At 32.5% G+C, this 16,179-nt stretch carries 16 protein-coding genes and 3 pseudogenes; 16 read left to right on the top strand and 3 right to left on the bottom strand.

What is annotated here, in order from left to right:
- Window positions 1-38 precede the first annotated feature (38 nt).
- Window positions 39-383 (bottom strand): helix-turn-helix domain-containing protein, encoded by a 345-nt coding sequence (locus CJF12_RS04545; RefSeq protein ID WP_034682512.1) that lies wholly within the window; start codon window positions 381-383, stop codon window positions 39-41.
- 166 nt (window positions 384-549) lie between these two features.
- Between CJF12_RS04545 and CJF12_RS20125 the strand changes: the two genes are divergently transcribed.
- From CJF12_RS20125 to CJF12_RS04485, 14 genes and pseudogenes are all read left to right on the top strand, one after another.
- Window positions 550-1,113 (top strand): CHC2 zinc finger domain-containing protein, encoded by a 564-nt coding sequence (locus CJF12_RS20125; protein ID WP_228423531.1) that lies wholly within the window; start codon window positions 550-552, stop codon window positions 1,111-1,113.
- Window positions 1,028-2,827 carry a toprim domain-containing protein gene (locus CJF12_RS04540; protein ID WP_228423529.1) on the top strand — a complete coding sequence of 600 codons (1,800 nt, stop codon included), beginning with the start codon at window positions 1,028-1,030 and terminating at the stop codon, window positions 2,825-2,827. The genes CJF12_RS20125 and CJF12_RS04540 overlap by 86 nt, the downstream gene beginning before the upstream one ends.
- Before the next feature lie 105 nt (window positions 2,828-2,932).
- Window positions 2,933-3,715, top strand: coding sequence for a tyrosine-type recombinase/integrase (locus CJF12_RS04535; RefSeq protein WP_095591062.1), 783 nt, complete (start codon window positions 2,933-2,935; stop codon window positions 3,713-3,715).
- Window positions 3,712-4,590, top strand: coding sequence for a tyrosine-type recombinase/integrase (locus tag CJF12_RS04530; protein ID WP_034688135.1), 879 nt, complete (start codon window positions 3,712-3,714; stop codon window positions 4,588-4,590). Before CJF12_RS04535 ends, CJF12_RS04530 begins: the two co-directional genes overlap by 4 nt.
- A 337-nt stretch (window positions 4,591-4,927) precedes the next feature.
- Window positions 4,928-5,086 (top strand): hypothetical protein, encoded by a 159-nt coding sequence (locus CJF12_RS19855; protein WP_157759840.1) that lies wholly within the window; start codon window positions 4,928-4,930, stop codon window positions 5,084-5,086.
- A 263-nt stretch (window positions 5,087-5,349) separates the two neighbouring features.
- On the top strand, window positions 5,350-6,066 hold the full coding sequence (locus CJF12_RS04525; RefSeq protein ID WP_034688136.1) for an RHS repeat-associated core domain-containing protein: 717 nt from the start codon (window positions 5,350-5,352) through the stop codon (window positions 6,064-6,066).
- Window position 6,067: 1 nt separating this feature from the next.
- Window positions 6,068-6,553 (top strand): hypothetical protein, encoded by a 486-nt coding sequence (locus CJF12_RS04520; RefSeq protein ID WP_034688139.1) that lies wholly within the window; start codon window positions 6,068-6,070, stop codon window positions 6,551-6,553.
- A 96-nt stretch (window positions 6,554-6,649) separates the two neighbouring features.
- A pseudogene (locus tag CJF12_RS20475) lies at window positions 6,650-6,820 on the top strand (RHS repeat-associated core domain-containing protein); the annotation flags it as partial.
- 661 nt (window positions 6,821-7,481) lie between these two features.
- The gene (locus CJF12_RS04510; RefSeq protein WP_034688143.1) at window positions 7,482-7,961 is read left to right on the top strand and encodes a hypothetical protein; all 480 of its coding nucleotides are present in this window, start codon (window positions 7,482-7,484) and stop codon (window positions 7,959-7,961) included.
- 114 nt (window positions 7,962-8,075) lie between these two features.
- Window positions 8,076-8,558, top strand: a pseudogene (locus tag CJF12_RS04505) (hypothetical protein); the annotation flags it as partial.
- On the top strand, window positions 8,501-8,905 hold the full coding sequence (locus tag CJF12_RS04500; RefSeq protein WP_034688146.1) for a hypothetical protein: 405 nt from the start codon (window positions 8,501-8,503) through the stop codon (window positions 8,903-8,905). The pseudogene CJF12_RS04505 and the gene CJF12_RS04500, both read left to right, overlap by 58 nt.
- Window positions 8,905-9,357, top strand: a complete 453-nt coding sequence (locus CJF12_RS04495; RefSeq protein WP_034688148.1) for a hypothetical protein — start codon at window positions 8,905-8,907, stop codon at window positions 9,355-9,357. The genes CJF12_RS04500 and CJF12_RS04495 overlap by 1 nt, the downstream gene beginning before the upstream one ends.
- Window positions 9,358-9,387: 30 nt before the next feature.
- Window positions 9,388-9,576, top strand: a pseudogene (locus tag CJF12_RS20470) (RHS repeat-associated core domain-containing protein); the annotation flags it as partial.
- Between the two features lie 1,084 nt (window positions 9,577-10,660).
- Complete coding sequence (locus CJF12_RS04485; RefSeq protein WP_095591060.1) at window positions 10,661-10,912, top strand: hypothetical protein; 252 nt, start codon at window positions 10,661-10,663, stop codon at window positions 10,910-10,912.
- 1,452 nt (window positions 10,913-12,364) lie between these two features.
- Here the strand turns inward: CJF12_RS04485 and CJF12_RS04475 are convergent.
- Together CJF12_RS04475 and CJF12_RS20340 are read right to left on the bottom strand one after the other, a co-directional pair.
- A complete protein-coding gene (locus CJF12_RS04475) occupies window positions 12,365-13,702 on the bottom strand; it encodes an IS1182 family transposase (RefSeq protein WP_095591034.1) in 1,338 nt (445 codons plus the stop codon).
- A 26-nt stretch (window positions 13,703-13,728) separates the two neighbouring features.
- Window positions 13,729-13,860: a hypothetical protein gene (locus CJF12_RS20340; protein ID WP_262483429.1), complete on the bottom strand. Its 132-nt coding sequence runs from the start codon at window positions 13,858-13,860 to the stop codon at window positions 13,729-13,731.
- Window positions 13,861-14,002: 142 nt separating this feature from the next.
- Here CJF12_RS20340 and CJF12_RS04470 point away from each other — a divergent pair, with 142 nt between their 5' ends.
- Together CJF12_RS04470 and CJF12_RS04465 are read left to right on the top strand one after the other, a co-directional pair.
- Window positions 14,003-15,241, top strand: a complete 1,239-nt coding sequence (locus CJF12_RS04470) for a Na+/H+ antiporter (RefSeq protein ID WP_034688352.1) — start codon at window positions 14,003-14,005, stop codon at window positions 15,239-15,241.
- A 33-nt stretch (window positions 15,242-15,274) separates the two neighbouring features.
- The gene (locus tag CJF12_RS04465) at window positions 15,275-16,069 is read left to right on the top strand and encodes an AraC family transcriptional regulator (RefSeq protein WP_051887415.1); all 795 of its coding nucleotides are present in this window, start codon (window positions 15,275-15,277) and stop codon (window positions 16,067-16,069) included.
- Window positions 16,070-16,179: the final 110 nt, after the last annotated feature.

Here is a 16,179-nt window from a genome sequence, read left to right as displayed (position 1 = left end):
GTATTTTTATAGTGTTCTGTTTGTATAAGGAAACTGAACTAAAGTGCAGCAATATTTTTAATTTTAAGAGCCTGAATAAACCCATCTACTACAGAAAGCAAATGTTTTTTATTTTCAGGATCAAGTTTTTCGATGTCGTTGAAACGGTTGAGCATTGCAGGATCTTTAAAAATATTTACTTCTTCTGTCTCTCCCAAAAGATAACCAACTGTAGTTCCTAAAATCTTAGCAATATTTTTAGCCACCCCAATAGAAGGAATCATCTCATCACGTTCATACTTTCCGATTACAGAGTAAGAAGTATTTAAAATCCCTGCTAAATCCTTTTGGGAAAGGTTTTTAGCTTCTCTGCATTCTCTTAATTTTTTACCGAACGAATCCATTATTTATATCTTTTAAGGTATTAAACCACTGTATTTTATTAATAATAAGCAAATATAAATACTTTATAAGGTAAATAAAAATCTAATAATTTTTGCAAAATAGATTTTATAATATACCTTTGTACTCAATAAGGTATATAAAACTTTTTCAAAATATTTTTTATTTATGGAAATCTCCGCTATCAAAGAACGTTTAAGTTTATCAGAGGTTCTACAGTATTACAACTTGCAACCCCAAAATAATATGCTTAAATGTTTTATGCACGATGATAAAACGGCAAGTCTTCAGGTGAATCTGGAAAAGAACTTTTACAAATGCCACAGTTGTGGAAAAACCGGCGATGTTATCCAGTTTATAGAAGATTACGAAAAGCTAACGAAACATGAAGCGATAAAGAAAGCACAAAGTTTAATCAGTTCTGAAATGTCAATTATAAAAAATCCTACAAAAGAAAAAAATAATCATTTGTCCGACACGGACTTTTTAGAAAACACATTTAGTTATTTTAGGAAAGCTTTGTATTGTAGCGTTCCTGCAAAACAATATATTGAGAAAAGGAATCTTGACAACTCCATTTTAGAGATTGGTTACAACAGCGGTCAGTTCCATCACGGAGAAAGGAAAAGCGAAGAATTAATCAGCAATGCTTTGGAAGTTGGATTATTACAGGATAAAGGACTTGTCAACAACAGAACAGGAGAAAAAGGCTACAGTATTTTTTGCGAATAAGTGTATTGCTTTTCCTTTGAAGAATAAAGAAAATGAAATCGTAAGCTTTTATTTTAGAGCAATCGTAGAGAACAAAAACGGAAAACATTTTTATCTGAAGAATCGTTCCGGAATTTATCCGGGATATCCAAAAGCAGAAACTAAAAAACTGATATTAACAGAAGCAATTATCGATTGTGCGAGCTTGCTTCAGATAAAAGAAATACGGGACAATTACAGTGTAATAAGTTGCTTTGGAACAAACGGATTGAATGAAGAAATTTTAACAGCCATCAAAGAACTCAAAGAATTAGAGGAAATTATTTTTTGTTTTGATAATGACGATGCAGGAAAGAAAGCCGTTAAGAAATATGCAGAAGAATTTAAGAGTTACAAAGTATCAACGGTAGAACTTCCGAACAATGATATAAATGAGACATTACAGTTACACGATGAAAGTATTTTTAAAGAACTGTTAGAAAAAAGAAAAGATATTTTTCTTTCAACTGAAAAAATAAAAGTTACTGTAGAGAAATCTGCGGAATCTGCGCCATCAGCGAGAGAACCAAAAGCAGAACCGAAAACAGCAGTAGATTTTTTACAGCAAAAAGAATTATTAACATCCTTAAATCAGCTCATAGAAAAAGCCGGAATTATCGGCGAAGAAAACAGCAGACTCCTTTTATTTTTAATCACGATCAGTTATTTAAACAGAAGTCCGTTACACGGAATTGTACAGGGAAGTTCAGGAAGCGGAAAAACGCACATTATCAGCAGAATTGCAGACATGATGCCACAGGAAGATGTGTTGAGATTTACAAGAATTACAGAATCAAGTTTGTATAATTGGGGCGAGTTCGATCTGTTCCAAAAGATCATTATCATTGAAGATTTAGACGGTTTAAAGGAAGATGCATTGTATGCGTTGAGAGAATTTATCAGCAACCAGGTTTTAAGAAGTTCGGTTACTATTAAGGATAAAAAGGGAAATAATAAATCGAGTCATAAGATCGTAAAAGGTCAGTTTAGCAGTTTATCGGCAACAACAAAAGGAGAATTGTATGAGGATAATATGAACCGCAGCTTTATTGTAGCAGTCAACGAAAGCGAGGAACAGACAGAGAAAATCATCAGTTATCAGAACCGCAGAAATGCCGGAGAAATTAATAAAAACGGAGAAGAGAAGGCTGTTGGCTTTATACAAAAAATCATCAGGAATTTAAAACATTATGAGGTTATCAATCCATATGCGACACAAATACAATTGCCTAGTAATGTAAAGAATAAGAGACGATTAAATGAAATGTTTCAAAGTATTATCAAGCAAATTACACTTTTGTATCAATATCAGAGAGAAATAAAAAACGATTATTTAATTACTGAGATTGAAGATATCGAGAACGCTGTAGAAATACTATTTGAGAGTATTATTTTAAAGATTGACGAGCTAGACGGAAGTTTAAGGCAGTTCTTTGAAAAGTTGAAAAAAGCCTTTAAAGAAGATCAGTTCTCAAGGTTTGATGCAATGGAAATTACAGGATTTAAAAAGACACAATTACAGTTTTATCTGAACGAATTGGTAAGACTAGAATATTTAAAGCAAATCGGTTTTGCGAATAAAGGATTTAAATATAAAATCTCATATAACGATAATATACAGAGAGTTAGAAAAGAATTGAAAGAATCTTTTACAAAGCAATTGGAACAATTAAAATTGAACGCTATCGAACGCTAAACGGAAACCAAACGAACACTAGAATACTTATAAATACCGATGAATAAAGAGAAATCGATTAGCGTTCGGAAAAACACAAATATTACACAAGTAAATCGGTTATAGATGGAAAACTTCAAGAGATATTTAGAACTCAGGAATTATCAGAAAAGGAATGTTATCAAGATTTTATCAATGGTTCAGGAGTATAGAAATTATATAGAAAGAGGAAATCTTCCAACAGAATATATTAATTATTTAAAGCAGAGAAAACACAAAACTCAACCTCATAAAAACCTTAATGTAAGTACCATAAACAATCATCTTTTTGCACTTAAAATCTATAAAAATTATCAGAAAGAAATCCTGCAGAAAGAAACGGGTCTTGTCATTTGCAGAAGCTTTAAAACCCACATTGCGGAAATAGAAATTTTATCAATAAAAGAAATACAAACCCTTCTAAAAAATGCAGAAACCATAAGAGATAAAGCAGTATTGGCAAGCCTGTATTATTTAGGCTTAAGAGCCGGAGAAGCGGCAGAATTATTGTTGGAAGATGTGGATCTGGAAAACGGGAAAGTGCTCGTCAGAAAATCTAAAACCGGCTATCAGCGGGAAGTTCCGATACATAGCAAAGCCTTAGAAATTTTTGAAGTCTACCTAAAACAAAGAATCCATAAAGGAGCATGTTTTTTACAGGGATTAAAAGGAAACCTTACTCCCGCAGGAATAGAATTTATTGTAGAAAGAATCGCACAGAAAAGCGATATAAAAAAGAAAATTTACCCTCATTTATTACGACACAGTATTGCTACTCATTTATTAAAAAACGGAATGGAACTTATAAAGGTCAGCAGATTTTTAGGACACCGGAGTTTAGAAAGTACCCAACGTTATACCCATCTATGAAAGAATTTTTACAGCATTTAAAAGACCATTATCATTACACAGAAAGCACACTTGTAGAAAAAGAAAAGCAGGTTTTGTTATGGAAAGATCTATGTTCCCGGAAACAGAGTTTTGATAAAATCGGAACAACGGAACTTTTAAAAATGATAGCATTACAGCAGAAAAAATATGAGTTAATAACGGTTAACAATCAGATAAAGACCATAGAACAGTATTTTGACTATCTCCAACTCACAGGAAAAAGAAAAGACCATCCTTTAAAGAACTTTAGGATAAAAACACCCAAAAGACTATTAATTACAGGATTTTTAACCGAAGAAGAACTACAGGATATTGAGGAAGAATTTAAAGAAAGAAAATACAAGAAAGGACAATATACACTCTTTGGAAAAAGAAATCAGGTTATTGTATCACTAATCATTTATCAAGGTTTAAGCTCAGGATGTTTACGGGAATTAACCATACAGGATATTGATCTGGAAAAAGGACTAATCCGGGTTCCCCAGGCTACAGAAAACCGGTTAAAAGAAAGAGTCTTACCTTTAGAAGCTTCACAGATCTTAGAACTTTACAAATACCTGAATAAAACAAGAGCAGAGCTGTTACAGATCTCAAAAACCGTACAAGAAACCGATAAGCTTTTTATTTTAAGTGAAAAAACGAGATTTAGCAGCATCACATCACAAATCAGAAAACAGATTAATATTGAAAGTTTACAATTGATCAGAAACAGCAGAATAAATCTTTGGCTTAAACAATATAATTTAAGGGAAGTCCAATACAAATCAGGATTTAGATATTTAAGAAGTCTGGAATATTTTAACCAAACCGAACTTGAAAATCTGAAACAGGAAATTGAAAAATATCTAAAGTAAAACTCCAATGCTTGCATTTTGAATTAAATATCCCGCCCCCAGCTACAAAAAAGACATTTTCCTTCCACGCTTGCCTAAACTTCCCAAAGCTTTAATGCCACAGCAAATTACATAATAAAATTATACGCGCAGCAGCACCTAAACGTTGCCTTCCACTCCGCTAAAGCTGCGCTACTGGCAAATCCATCGGCACCTATAATTTGAGATTATGTAAAATGCTTTCCTATCCTTCGGGCACAGCCCTCAGGAGCCAACTCCTCCGAATCTTCCCAACGCTAAACCAGCCACAGAAAAAGACTTTTTCGCCCAAGCTTCAACCGCCCTGAATCAAGGAAAAATGCGCCCCGCGTTGAATGAAGCCGGGAACCCAAAATTAGTGGGTAAAGGATGTGGATTTGTGGATAAAGCCAGGGCTAAAAACAATATCGATTTTACCCACAAGTCCACATCTACAACAACAGCGACAATACTGGTCAAAATTAGTCTTTTGATTTAGTGGCATTGTTAGAAACGATGATTAAAACAATCATTGATAGTACAAAACAAATGATAAGTTCCATAAATTTTAAATTTTTTACAAATATGGCTCACCATATTACACGAATCAAAAATGTGTGCAATCCTTGCTTATTTTTTTCAAATGAAAAGAAAAATATTATCTTTGAGAAAGCGAGCAAGAGCAGATGATCACAGTGTAAAGCCTCGCGCGAGGGAAAAGTTGAGTAGAGTTGGTTGACAATTGACCCTCTAGCAGAAAAGATGACAAGACACAGTCCCTATAATTATGCATTTAATAACCCTATACGTTTTATCGATCCAGATGGGAGGGCTCCATTAACTGATTTTTTTAATAAAGATGGTAAGAAGATAGGGACAGACGGAGTTAATAATGGTGTCAACGTTGTGGTTACGGATAATAAAGAAGCAAGATCTATTTCTAAAACAAAAGGGAATATAGATCCAAGCACAGTAAGTTCTGGGGTTACTTTACCTAGTAATGCTGCCTTAAATGAAAGTCTCAACGTTCTTGATAGAACTGTAAATAATGGTGGATTAAAAGAAGAATCATCATTAGTAATGAGTAATGGGGATGTTGTTAGGGGCAAAACAGGAGAATTACCAACTATAGAAAATGGTATCCAAACAGCATCCACTAATCTGCCTGATATACCAAATGGAAAAACAGTGGCAGATGTGGAGACTACTATACATTCGCATCCTACTACTGTCCAAACGGTAGATAATACTGTCTATCCTCAATCTGCAAATACGCCGTCTTCTCAAGATAGGACAACTTTTGGACAATATGGAACTAATATTATTGTTGGCCCATTGGGAACCATAACTAATGCTACCAAAAATCCTGACGGAACAATGAATATTCCAACGAGAAGTAATGGTGCTGTTATATATAGAGGTAACCAGAAGCCATTAACGTTAGAGCAAAGAGCAATACAAAGAATTTTAAAAAAATAAGATGATGAAATCAATAAGTAAAATTTTAATTATAGTGGTATTGACATTTTTTTTTAATAAAATATATGCTCAGGAAGACACTAAAAGCCTTGATTTTATTATTGTAGTGGATGGTGAAATATTTGATCATTATACTAAATTTAATATAGTAAGGTATCATAAAGGACAGATAGATAAATTATTAGTTAACTATTGGCCTGGCAATTTATCAATAAAAAAATCTGATTATGAAAATCTGATTAGTAAAGAAACTGATTCCATATTATTATACATTGAAGACAACAGGTATATTAATGGCAAGCAAAATGAAAACTCTTACGAGATAGAAATAAAGAAGCCGTGGTTACAGGATTACTATAATATATTACGAATTTACAATCTAAATAATAAGAAGAATAAAGGTTTAGAACCGTTAAGTAAAGATAAGAACTACACTTTTGAACTATCCTCACCAAGCCATACTTTTTTAAGGATAAGAAAGAAATAATTATCGAAATAACAATGAGTCTGTCTCACAATCAGTGAAACGGACTCTTCCTCCAAAAGACAAACTAAAAACTATAGTGGGTATTAAACTACAAGTAATAGTAAGGAGCTGCAAGAAACCGGGATGTATGATTACGGAGCGAGGATGTATATGGCGGATATAGGACGATGGGGCGTAATTGATCCACTGGCGGAAACTTCCAGACGTTGGAGTACTTACACCTATGCCTATAATAATCCGATAAGGTTTATTGATCCGGATGGAAGGCAAGGGAAAGATATTTTTGAGATAGATAAAAATGGAAGTCTTTCATGGAGAGCCGAATCTGAAAAAGATGTAATATACACATCAAATAACTTTGAAGGAGAAGGAGAAAATAGGAAATTAAAAGAGAGTAATGATGGTGGGTATACAATTGGGGATAAGGGATTTGTGAACGACCGTACTCGATCCGATGGCTCAAGAAATTTTTTAGATTTTGGTGCAGATCAATCTAAAGGATTAGAATACTTTAACCAAGCAGCTGATTGGATTGCTTCAGGAAATATTGACGCAGAAATGGGTATCCAAACTGCAAATTTATCTGGAGGTGATCTTACTGTTGTTTATTCAGGAGATACCAGTGGTAATACAATATCGCCGGTTTATGATAATAAATCTGTTAATGTAAGTTTGCAAGGACATACACATAATGATAAAATGGAGTCAACTATATTGAGGCCAGGTGTTTTAAGTACTGGACCTTTAAATCCAAGTGGAGTTTATCTAAGCAAAATTCCAACAAAAGAAAATAACTATTCTTTTGAGGTTGGGAAAACGGTGAAAGCATTGGATATTAAAGCTGCAACACCAAACGGAACAACATTTATCAGTGTTCCTAAACATAATACAACAATTATTTATGATAACACAACAATGTTAAAAGCTTATGAAGGAAAATATAAAAAAAATTAGTCTTTTCTTTTTTTTACTTTCTATTTTTAGTTGTAATTCTGCACAATTGAATAAAAAAGTAGATATAAAATTTTATAATATCTTAGATAGAACTATCAATGATGGAAAAAAGATAAAATATATAGGAATTACTTTTATTAGAAAATGTGATAAAGAGATAATTTTTTCTGTAGATAGGATGTTATATAATAATGAGTTACCTGTTTATAAGTCTTATCAATATAAAGGTTTCCCTGTTTTTTATTTTACAGATGCAACTAATGAAACAAGTGATTACGGAAAGAAAATTTTAGATAAATTATTAAAGCCATCAGATTATCGTATAGACAGCTTTGAAATAAAGAATCAATCAGTCGTATATGGTGAATATGCATATTTTAAAAATGGTAAATTTGTTGAGAGTAAAGAACAAATAAGTGAATTTTTTGAAAATTGTAAGAGTTCAGAACCTTAATAATAGCTTGAAAAGCTGCCAATGGCAGCTTTTCTTTGTTAGATTAGATAGTTTAACTACAAGTATCAAGGGCAAGAGCTACAGGAGACGGGTTTTTATTCCTTTAAGTGGCGTCAATATATGCCGGATGTTGGTCGTTTCTTCAACATAGATCCTTTGGCTGAAAAATATCCTTATAATTCTACCTATGCTTTCCAAGAGAATAAAATGGGAATGGGTGTTGAGTTGGAAGGTTTGGAATTATTGAAAAATCATACTGGATTTTTTGCAATTAATGGAAATGCGATGAAAGTAAAAAGAGCTCCAGTTTCTCAAATGAATAGTAGTGGTCAGGCAACATTTACAGCAGGAGATATTGGATTATCAACAACTGGATATAATCCTGATGGGGCAAGATTTACTTCAGGAAGTACAGGTCTAAGACTTAATTCTTATAAATACAGTGTCCAGTACCTGATGCTGTGCAAATGCAGAATACAAGAGATAAAATATCTACTAAAGTTAGACAGAGCTTTAAAACAACAAAAACAGGTTCGGAAATGTGGAATATTAAGCAATACCGAGCTGATCAAGCAATCTCAGCAAGCAGTGGAATAAAAGAGATTGTCAAATTAGCAAAATTGGGAGCAAGTATTCCTGATGCTATTAAAAGTACAAGCGATTATGTACAGGCATCAAATGATGTTAAGACAATTGAGAATCAAGCAGGATTTATGGGGCAAGCTATTAATTATGTTGATCAAAGTGGAATCGATATGAACCAGCAAACAAGAAATGATGTTATTAATTTTGTTTTTGATGGTACTTTACCTAATGCGGATGCTGGATTAATGCCAAATTCTTTAATAATCCAAAACGGAACACAAATTCTGAGAAATAATAATTTACCTGTACAACCACTTGACGAACAATTAACAACAAAAAGTAGAAATATACCACAATAATGAGAACAATTAAATACATTTTAGGAATACTATTCTTATTGAATATAAGCTGTTGTGTAAATCAGAAGAAAAAAGATGAAGAACAAATCAAAAATACTGTTAAAGAGTACTTGAAAGCAGTTAAGGAAAATGATTTACAAAAGGTCTATGGTTTAATAGATGATAGTGATACTTTTTTTGGTGGCATTCAAGGTGAGTTTTATTTTTTGAAAAAAAATTATGATAAAATAAATCCTAATAATATTCTACTGAAAAATATAAAAGTGAAAGATACTGTTGTAACATTTGCTCAAAATAAACAAAAATATGTACAATATGTAATTAAAAAAGAGAATGATAGTAATTACCTGAAAAAACCATTGATTATAACTTTCATGTTTTATAAGCCTGTTGGGTATAATAAAATATACAATTCTGTAATTTTGCAAAACCACATAGGTTGGGATAAATAATAGCCAACGCCACTCATTGAGTGGCGTTGCTATCAATATAAGTATAATGGTAAGGAATTACAAACTGAAACCGGGATGTATGACTTTGGAGCTAGAATGTATATGTCGGATATAGGACGATGGGGAGTTGTTGACCCTTTAGCAGAAACTTCAAGGAGGTTTACTCCATATAATTATGCAGTAAACAATCCTATAAGATTTATTGATCCGGATGGTAGATCAGAACAAGATTGGATTCGGAAAGATGGGAAATGGCAATATGATGCAACTGTCACAACTGTAGAGCAGGCTCAAGAAAAGGCAGGCGTAGATGGTTTCGCTAAAAATGGGACAGTTCTTGCTGATGCAAAAATTGGACCTGATGGAGAAGCTGGATATGTAAGATTAAATGAAGGTGGATCTGCTAGTTACGCCCAGTCATATGGAGCAATAGATGCTTTTACAAGCGCTATGCCTATGTTTGCAGGTGGTACGTGGACTACTTGGACAGCCGAAGAATTTCCTTCTTTTACTACAAGTCTTATGAGTAGAGACTTTGATGCAAGCAGTTGGGATAAAAAATTACCTAATGATAAAATTAATACAATTAACTTTGATAATTTTATAACACCAAGTACTTTTCCTGAAAAAATAGGAGGAGGTTTACTTTATGCTTTTTCACAGGCAATAAACAGATTAACTGATGTTGAAAATTTATTTTATAGTGAAACAGAAAAAAGCATTAATAAAACAGATACTGTTTATTATAAAGATTATACTTATGATAAAAGCGGTCTTAAGGATACGATGTATCAAACACCTGTAAAAAAAGGAGAAACATTCAATCAAGCTTGGTCCAGATTATATAAAACAGCAGATTCAACAAAACGTTCAAAATGGTAATATATATAAAGAAAAATATATTTTAGTTATATTATTATCTTTAGTTTTTTCATGTAAAGAAGAAAAGAAAGATAAGTATAAAAATTTAAGTTCAACAGAGTATTTTTCAATTGCAACTAATCTTAAAAATTTAAAAAATATTGAAAAGCATAAGATTAATGATTCTTTATATAAAGTTAAAGGATTATTCAATAATTATATCATAAATGGGTATGTAAATAAAAATAATGTTAGGATTAGTTGGTGGAGCGTCTCCGATATCAATACGAAAGATTTACTAGCAAAATTAGACTATAAACTGATTGAAAATAAAGAATTTGTAAATCAATTTATTTTATTTAAAAAAGGAAAAATAGATACTTTAAATAGTAAGTTTTATAAATTTAGTAAAACTAGAAACTCAGCTAAATATAAATTTTATATGCCTATTCAAACTGATGAAATTCGTTCAGAAGGGAAATTAAATTATAGATACTTTTTTCGAGGAAAGATAAAAAAGCATTTAGAATGTATAGGTATTAAAAATAAAAACATATTTAATTGTGAGTTTCAAATTCCTAAAGGTTCTTATCCTAATGACTTAATTATTCAAGGGAACTTTTGGGAAATGTTTCAATTAAAAAATGGTAATATCGGACAGAATGATATTTATATTTCTGATACATTAAAATAATTTAGTCGATGGCAGGATGCATATAGGTCTACAAAGTTTGTAACTTTATAGAAAACAAAAACAAAGCTACTGCCTTTTGCAGTAGCTTTGTTTTTTCTATTTATTCTTCTACAAAATTAAGTACTGATTTGCCCGGATTCAAAATAAAGTCAACAGGACTACGAGTTATAGGTTTGATAATTTTTATAGAGCTTACGGACCAACTTAAGCAAATCATATAATAGATCATAAATTGCAAAAGAACTTAAACAAGACGGTTCTTCTTTAGAATCCATTCAACTTTTAAAATTTGATACTTTAAAAGAATGGCAAGAGGCTGACTTCGTATCTCAATATTCTAATCAGAGATTGATAATATTAAATAAGCAACAGCAACAATTAACAAAAGAGCTTGAGAATGTTAAAACAATAAAGGATTTGGAACGAATCAAATCAAAATATGCAAAAGTAGAGGACAGTATGAAACACGAAATAAAAATTATAAAAAGTGTCGAGTATTTGAAACCCAAAAATATTAAAACAGGTAATTATCAGGCATTTTTTCTTTTAAATGTTCATGATAAAAAATCCAATACCGTTAAAAACGACTCATTATTTTTATATATGTAAATGAAAATAAAATAATCTTCACACAGCAACAATTCATCGAATTATGTATTGTGAAGTTTAAAAAAGATTAATGTTATAAGTGATACTAACGATTATTTTGCTTTGCTCTGCGAAGTTTGTAACTTCTCGGGAAATAAAAATAAATCGATTTTATTATCCTATAAACCAAGCAAGTACAAAGTATATTGGGAAACAAATAGAAAGAAATATAATATCAGACAATTCAGATTCCTAGCTAATGAAAACATTTAATACTTATCAATACGATTAATTCTTTTAAGCATTAGTTGTAGTGTTAATCAAAAAGAAAAGGAGGAAGGAGAAATAAAGAAAACTGTTCAGAAATTTTGGAGTGTAGCTAAAGTTAATGATTTTGAAGGCTATAAAAATTTGGTTGCGGATCCTGGTATTTTTTCAGGGGTAATGCAGGTAGACCTTAATTTTCTCATAAGAATTATGAAAAAATAAATCCAAATGATATTCTGCTAAGGAATATTAAAGTGAAAGATACTAGCATTGCGGGTCCTAATATACATCAAAAATATGTACAGTATGTAATCAAAAAAGAAAATGACAGTAACAATCTTAGAAAGTCTCTGGTTATTACATTATTATTTTATAAGCCTGTGGGATATGATAAAATATTTAATCGTTCAATTTTACGAAATCATATAGGTTGGGATAAATAATAATAATAATAATAATAATAATAATAATAATAATAGCGAGGCTGTCTCAAAAGGACAGTCTCTTTTTAGTATTTCATTGAAAAAAGATTTCGATATTTTGAATAAAAAAAATATCTTGGAAAAAAGAAGATATAAGTCAAAAAAGCAGTCTGTTTTAGGCTGCTTTTGACATTTTCTTTAGATTGTGGGCAATTGCGAGTATGCCGATTTCTACCTCGACTTTATTTTTTCCCCGAAGCATGAATCGTTTAAAATTTTTGTTGTGTTTGAGCTCTGCAAAAACAGGTTCAACATCATGGCATCTTTGTTTTCTGAGTTTGATGCCCTTGCTGGTATTAAGAAGTTTGAAAACCTTTTCTCTGATTTTTGCCAATTTAGGATTGTTTTGTGAAGTGGTTATTTGTCCCGATTTCTGATCTTTTCTGAAGTAATTATATTTAACATAAGCTTTTATTTTCTTAGATTTTAACAAGTTGTAATTTTCTTCTGAGCCATAACCAGCATCAGCAACAAGCTCTTTGGGAGCTTTATGATAGCTTTCTTCAAAACCCAGTAAATGAGTCGCTAATGTTTTGGTGTCTGTTGGGTTGGGATGAATTGAATAATGTAAAATGAATTGTCTATGGGTAGAAATTTGTAGATTGTAAGCGGGTTTTAGTTGTCCGTTTCGCATATGATCCTCCTTCATTCGCATAAAAGTAGCGTCTGTATCGGTTTTGGAATAGGAATTTCTATCTTCTAATAATTCTTGCTGTTTTTTATATTTCTCTAAATTATCTGCCCAGTTTTTCTTAGCATAATTCAGTTTCTGACGAACTTTTGAAGCTACTTTTTTATCTTTCAAAACTTCATTGATCTTTTCGATGGTTTGAGTTACTTTTTCAGAATCTACTTCTTTAAAATCAATACTTTCTGTATTTTCAAGCTCGTCTTTGGCAACTGTTTCTGCATAGTTCCAAAGCTCTTCTAATTGCTCTGCAATCCTTTCTTTGTGTTTTTTGACAGCTCTTCCCCAAACAAAAGTATAGCGATTGGCATTGGCTTCTATCTTGGTGCCATCTACAAAAGTGGTTTTCAGACTTACCAAACCTTCCTTTTCCAAAAGAAGAACAATTTGTGTGAAAATAGCTTTAATCTCACCTTTCAATCGTTCACTACGGAACCTGTTTAAGGTGTTATGATCGGGACGGCTCATTGCAGAGAGCCACATAAAATGGATGTTTTCTTTCAAGGCCTGCTCCATTTTGCGGCTTGAATAGATATTGCTTAAATAGCCATAAATCAAAACTTTCAAAAGCATTTTCGGGTGGTAGCAAGATGTTCCGCCAGGTTTGTAGGTTTTAATTAAGCTTTTGATATCCAAGCCATCAATAATGTTTGAAACAATTTTCACAGGATGTCGCTCATCAATCAACTCCGATAAATTGGGAGGAAAAAGCAGATTTTCTTTGGGGGTGTAATCTTTAAAGACTACTTTTGACGTACTTAACACAATGCAAATTAATCAATTTGCAACTATTAGGAAAGCGAAAGCTTTCCTTTTTGCATAAAAAAGGCTATCTCTTTTGAGACAGCCTCGTTGCTATCAATATAAGTATCTGTTCTCTGCTCTTTGAAGTTTGCGATTTCGTAGAAATTTTCAAGATTCATATTTTAACTAAACTACTATTTCTAAAAACAGTCTTTATATTTTATAGTATATTACCAATCCGGTTTTTTTGTTACTTTTATATCGTTCCTATTATATTGAAATATTTTAGAATAAAAAATTTCAGAAGTAATATTGATTGAAATGGAAAACTATGCTGTTATTTTAGTGATTATGGCGTTGATGATCGGGGTATCCGGTTTGGCAGGTAAAATTAAAATTCCGGCTCCGATGCTGCTGTTAATTGTAGGAATCATCATTGGTTTCGTTCCTGCAATGCCTGAGATTGAGATTAATCCGGAAATCATTATGCTTCTCTTTCTGCCACCATTATTGTATGATGCAGCTTTTAATATTTCTTTTCAACAGTTTAAAACCAATCTTAATACCATTGGGACTTTAGCGATTGGACTGGTATTTCTAACGACTGCTGGAATCGCTGTCCTCGCTTATTATTTAATTCCCGGAATGAGTTGGCCATTAGCTTTTGTTTTAGGGTCTATTCTTTCTGCTACTGATGCTGTTGCCGCTGTAGGAGTAACGAAAGGATTGGGACTTTCTCATAAAACAATTACCATATTGGAAGGGGAGAGCCTTATTAATGATGCTTCAGCACTTGTTTCCTATCGTTTTGCAGTAGCAGCAGTTACGGGAATCGCTTTTGTAACCTGGAAGGCTTCCATCGAATTTGTAATGGTTTTAGGAGGCGGGTTTCTGGTTGGCTGGATTATTTTTACAGCATTACGATTTACTATCGGTTTCTTCCGCAAGGATGCTATGGTGGTTAATGGCCTGATTCTTCTGATGCCATTTGTAACCTATCTTATTGCGGAACATTTTGAAGTATCGGGAGTAATTGCCGTGGTTGTTCTTGGGCTGGGAATGTCTAAACTCAGCAGGACTAAATTTCCTGATCATGTAAAAGAACAGTCCCGTAATTTTTGGGATGTCATTATTTTTTTGCTTAACGGATTGATCTTTTTATTAATAGGCCTTGAGTTTCCCATCATATTAAAGAAAATGCCCCAAGTTCAGGTGTGGACGTTCGCCGGTTATGCCGGGGTTATTGTATTGGTAACTTTACTCATCAGGATGGCAAGGGTGTATTTACAGCAGTTTAATCTTCAGAGGGCCTTTCAAGGGAAAAGAAAGATCAGTGAAGATGCTTTATTTGACTCCAGAACCAGTTTTATCATTACCTGGTCCGGAATGCGGGGGATTGTATCATTGGCCATTGCCCTCGGTCTTCCTACCGTTATCAATAACGGTGAGCCCTTTCCGATGCGTAATGAGATTATTTTCCTGTCTATTGCTGTTGTATTATTATCTCTTTTGGGACAAGGGCTTACTTTACCCTGGGTAGTTAAAAAACTAAAGTTATAGCAAACATTAGCCGATTATTTTGATTAATTTTGGATGGTGCAAATCGCTCCACCAAAACAACTGACCAATTACATCAAGCATTATATCTTCCTGGACAATCCGGAAAATGATATAAAAAAGCTGCGGCTCTTTGCTGATGGAAATACGGGTCTCATTATTTCCGGTGATATTCATATGCATGATGATGTTTTAGGCAAGAATCTTCCCTTATCTTTTTTTTATGGACAGCCAACCCATTATAAAGATCTCGTAACCCAGGGAACTTTTTCTTTACTTGCAGTAGTCTTTCAGCCTTATTTTTTCAATCTGCTTTTTGGTGTATCTGCAAAAGAGATAAAAAACGAAATTATCTCGGCTGCCGATATTTTAAAGGGCCAATTACAGCCATTTCAGGAGAGTTTATACAATAAGAATGATCCTTTTATGATCATAGCTGCACTCAATGATTTCTTTATCAAGCTGATTTCTAAAAGCAATCCTGTTGATTATTGGTTGATCAATACTCAGCAGTATATGCTCAAAAATAAAGGATCTGCATCTCTAAAAGATCTGGAAAATTTTACAGGATATTCCGAAAGACATATTGAAAGAACATTTGAAAATCAGATCGGCATATCTCCTAAAAAATATAATACGATCATACGTCTTCATCATTTTTTAAGCCTGATAAAAGATAACGGACAAAAAACAATGACCGGGCTTTCATATGAAGCTGGTTATTCAGATCAATCTCATTTGATTAAAGAGTTTAAAAATAGTATTGGGCTCACCCCCGGTCAGTATATGAAAACGAAGAACAAGCTGGCTGTAAACTTTATAGAACTTTAAAAGAGAATCTTAAAATTCACCCATAAAAATCAGTATAATCTATGCCATCTGTGGGAAATAAGATCTAATAAGTTTTAAATATTTTTTATCTCTCGCAGATTAAGCAGATT

It is taken from the genome of Chryseobacterium piperi (assembly GCF_002285635.2).
Classification (GTDB): Bacteria; Bacteroidota; Bacteroidia; order Flavobacteriales; family Weeksellaceae; genus Chryseobacterium; species Chryseobacterium piperi.
This window is presented reverse-complemented; position numbering and strand designations above follow the sequence as displayed.

What these genes read in the sequence shown, in the direction of transcription:
- CJF12_RS04500 (WP_034688146.1), top strand. Translation starts at nt 8,501, where the DNA reads ATGTGGAATATTAAGCAATACCGAGCTGATCAAGCAATCTCAGCAAGC.
- CJF12_RS04535 (WP_095591062.1), top strand. Translation starts at nt 2,933, where the DNA reads ATGGAAAACTTCAAGAGATATTTAGAACTCAGGAATTATCAGAAAAGG.
- CJF12_RS04495 (WP_034688148.1), top strand. Translation starts at nt 8,905, where the DNA reads ATGAGAACAATTAAATACATTTTAGGAATACTATTCTTATTGAATATA.
- CJF12_RS04540 (WP_228423529.1), top strand. Translation starts at nt 1,028, where the DNA reads ATGCTTTGGAAGTTGGATTATTACAGGATAAAGGACTTGTCAACAACA.
- CJF12_RS04485 (WP_095591060.1), top strand. Translation starts at nt 10,661, where the DNA reads ATGCCTATTCAAACTGATGAAATTCGTTCAGAAGGGAAATTAAATTAT.
- CJF12_RS19855 (WP_157759840.1), top strand. Translation starts at nt 4,928, where the DNA reads ATGCGCCCCGCGTTGAATGAAGCCGGGAACCCAAAATTAGTGGGTAAA.
- CJF12_RS04465 (WP_051887415.1), top strand. Translation starts at nt 15,275, where the DNA reads ATGGTGCAAATCGCTCCACCAAAACAACTGACCAATTACATCAAGCAT.
- CJF12_RS20125 (WP_228423531.1), top strand. Translation starts at nt 550, where the DNA reads ATGGAAATCTCCGCTATCAAAGAACGTTTAAGTTTATCAGAGGTTCTA.
- CJF12_RS04530 (WP_034688135.1), top strand. Translation starts at nt 3,712, where the DNA reads ATGAAAGAATTTTTACAGCATTTAAAAGACCATTATCATTACACAGAA.
- CJF12_RS04525 (WP_034688136.1), top strand. Translation starts at nt 5,350, where the DNA reads ATGACAAGACACAGTCCCTATAATTATGCATTTAATAACCCTATACGT.
- CJF12_RS20340 (WP_262483429.1), bottom strand. Translation starts at nt 13,860, where the DNA reads ATGAATCTTGAAAATTTCTACGAAATCGCAAACTTCAAAGAGCAGAGA.
- CJF12_RS04545 (WP_034682512.1), bottom strand. Translation starts at nt 383, where the DNA reads ATGGATTCGTTCGGTAAAAAATTAAGAGAATGCAGAGAAGCTAAAAAC.
- CJF12_RS04510 (WP_034688143.1), top strand. Translation starts at nt 7,482, where the DNA reads ATGAAGGAAAATATAAAAAAAATTAGTCTTTTCTTTTTTTTACTTTCT.
- CJF12_RS04520 (WP_034688139.1), top strand. Translation starts at nt 6,068, where the DNA reads ATGATGAAATCAATAAGTAAAATTTTAATTATAGTGGTATTGACATTT.
- CJF12_RS04470 (WP_034688352.1), top strand. Translation starts at nt 14,003, where the DNA reads ATGGAAAACTATGCTGTTATTTTAGTGATTATGGCGTTGATGATCGGG.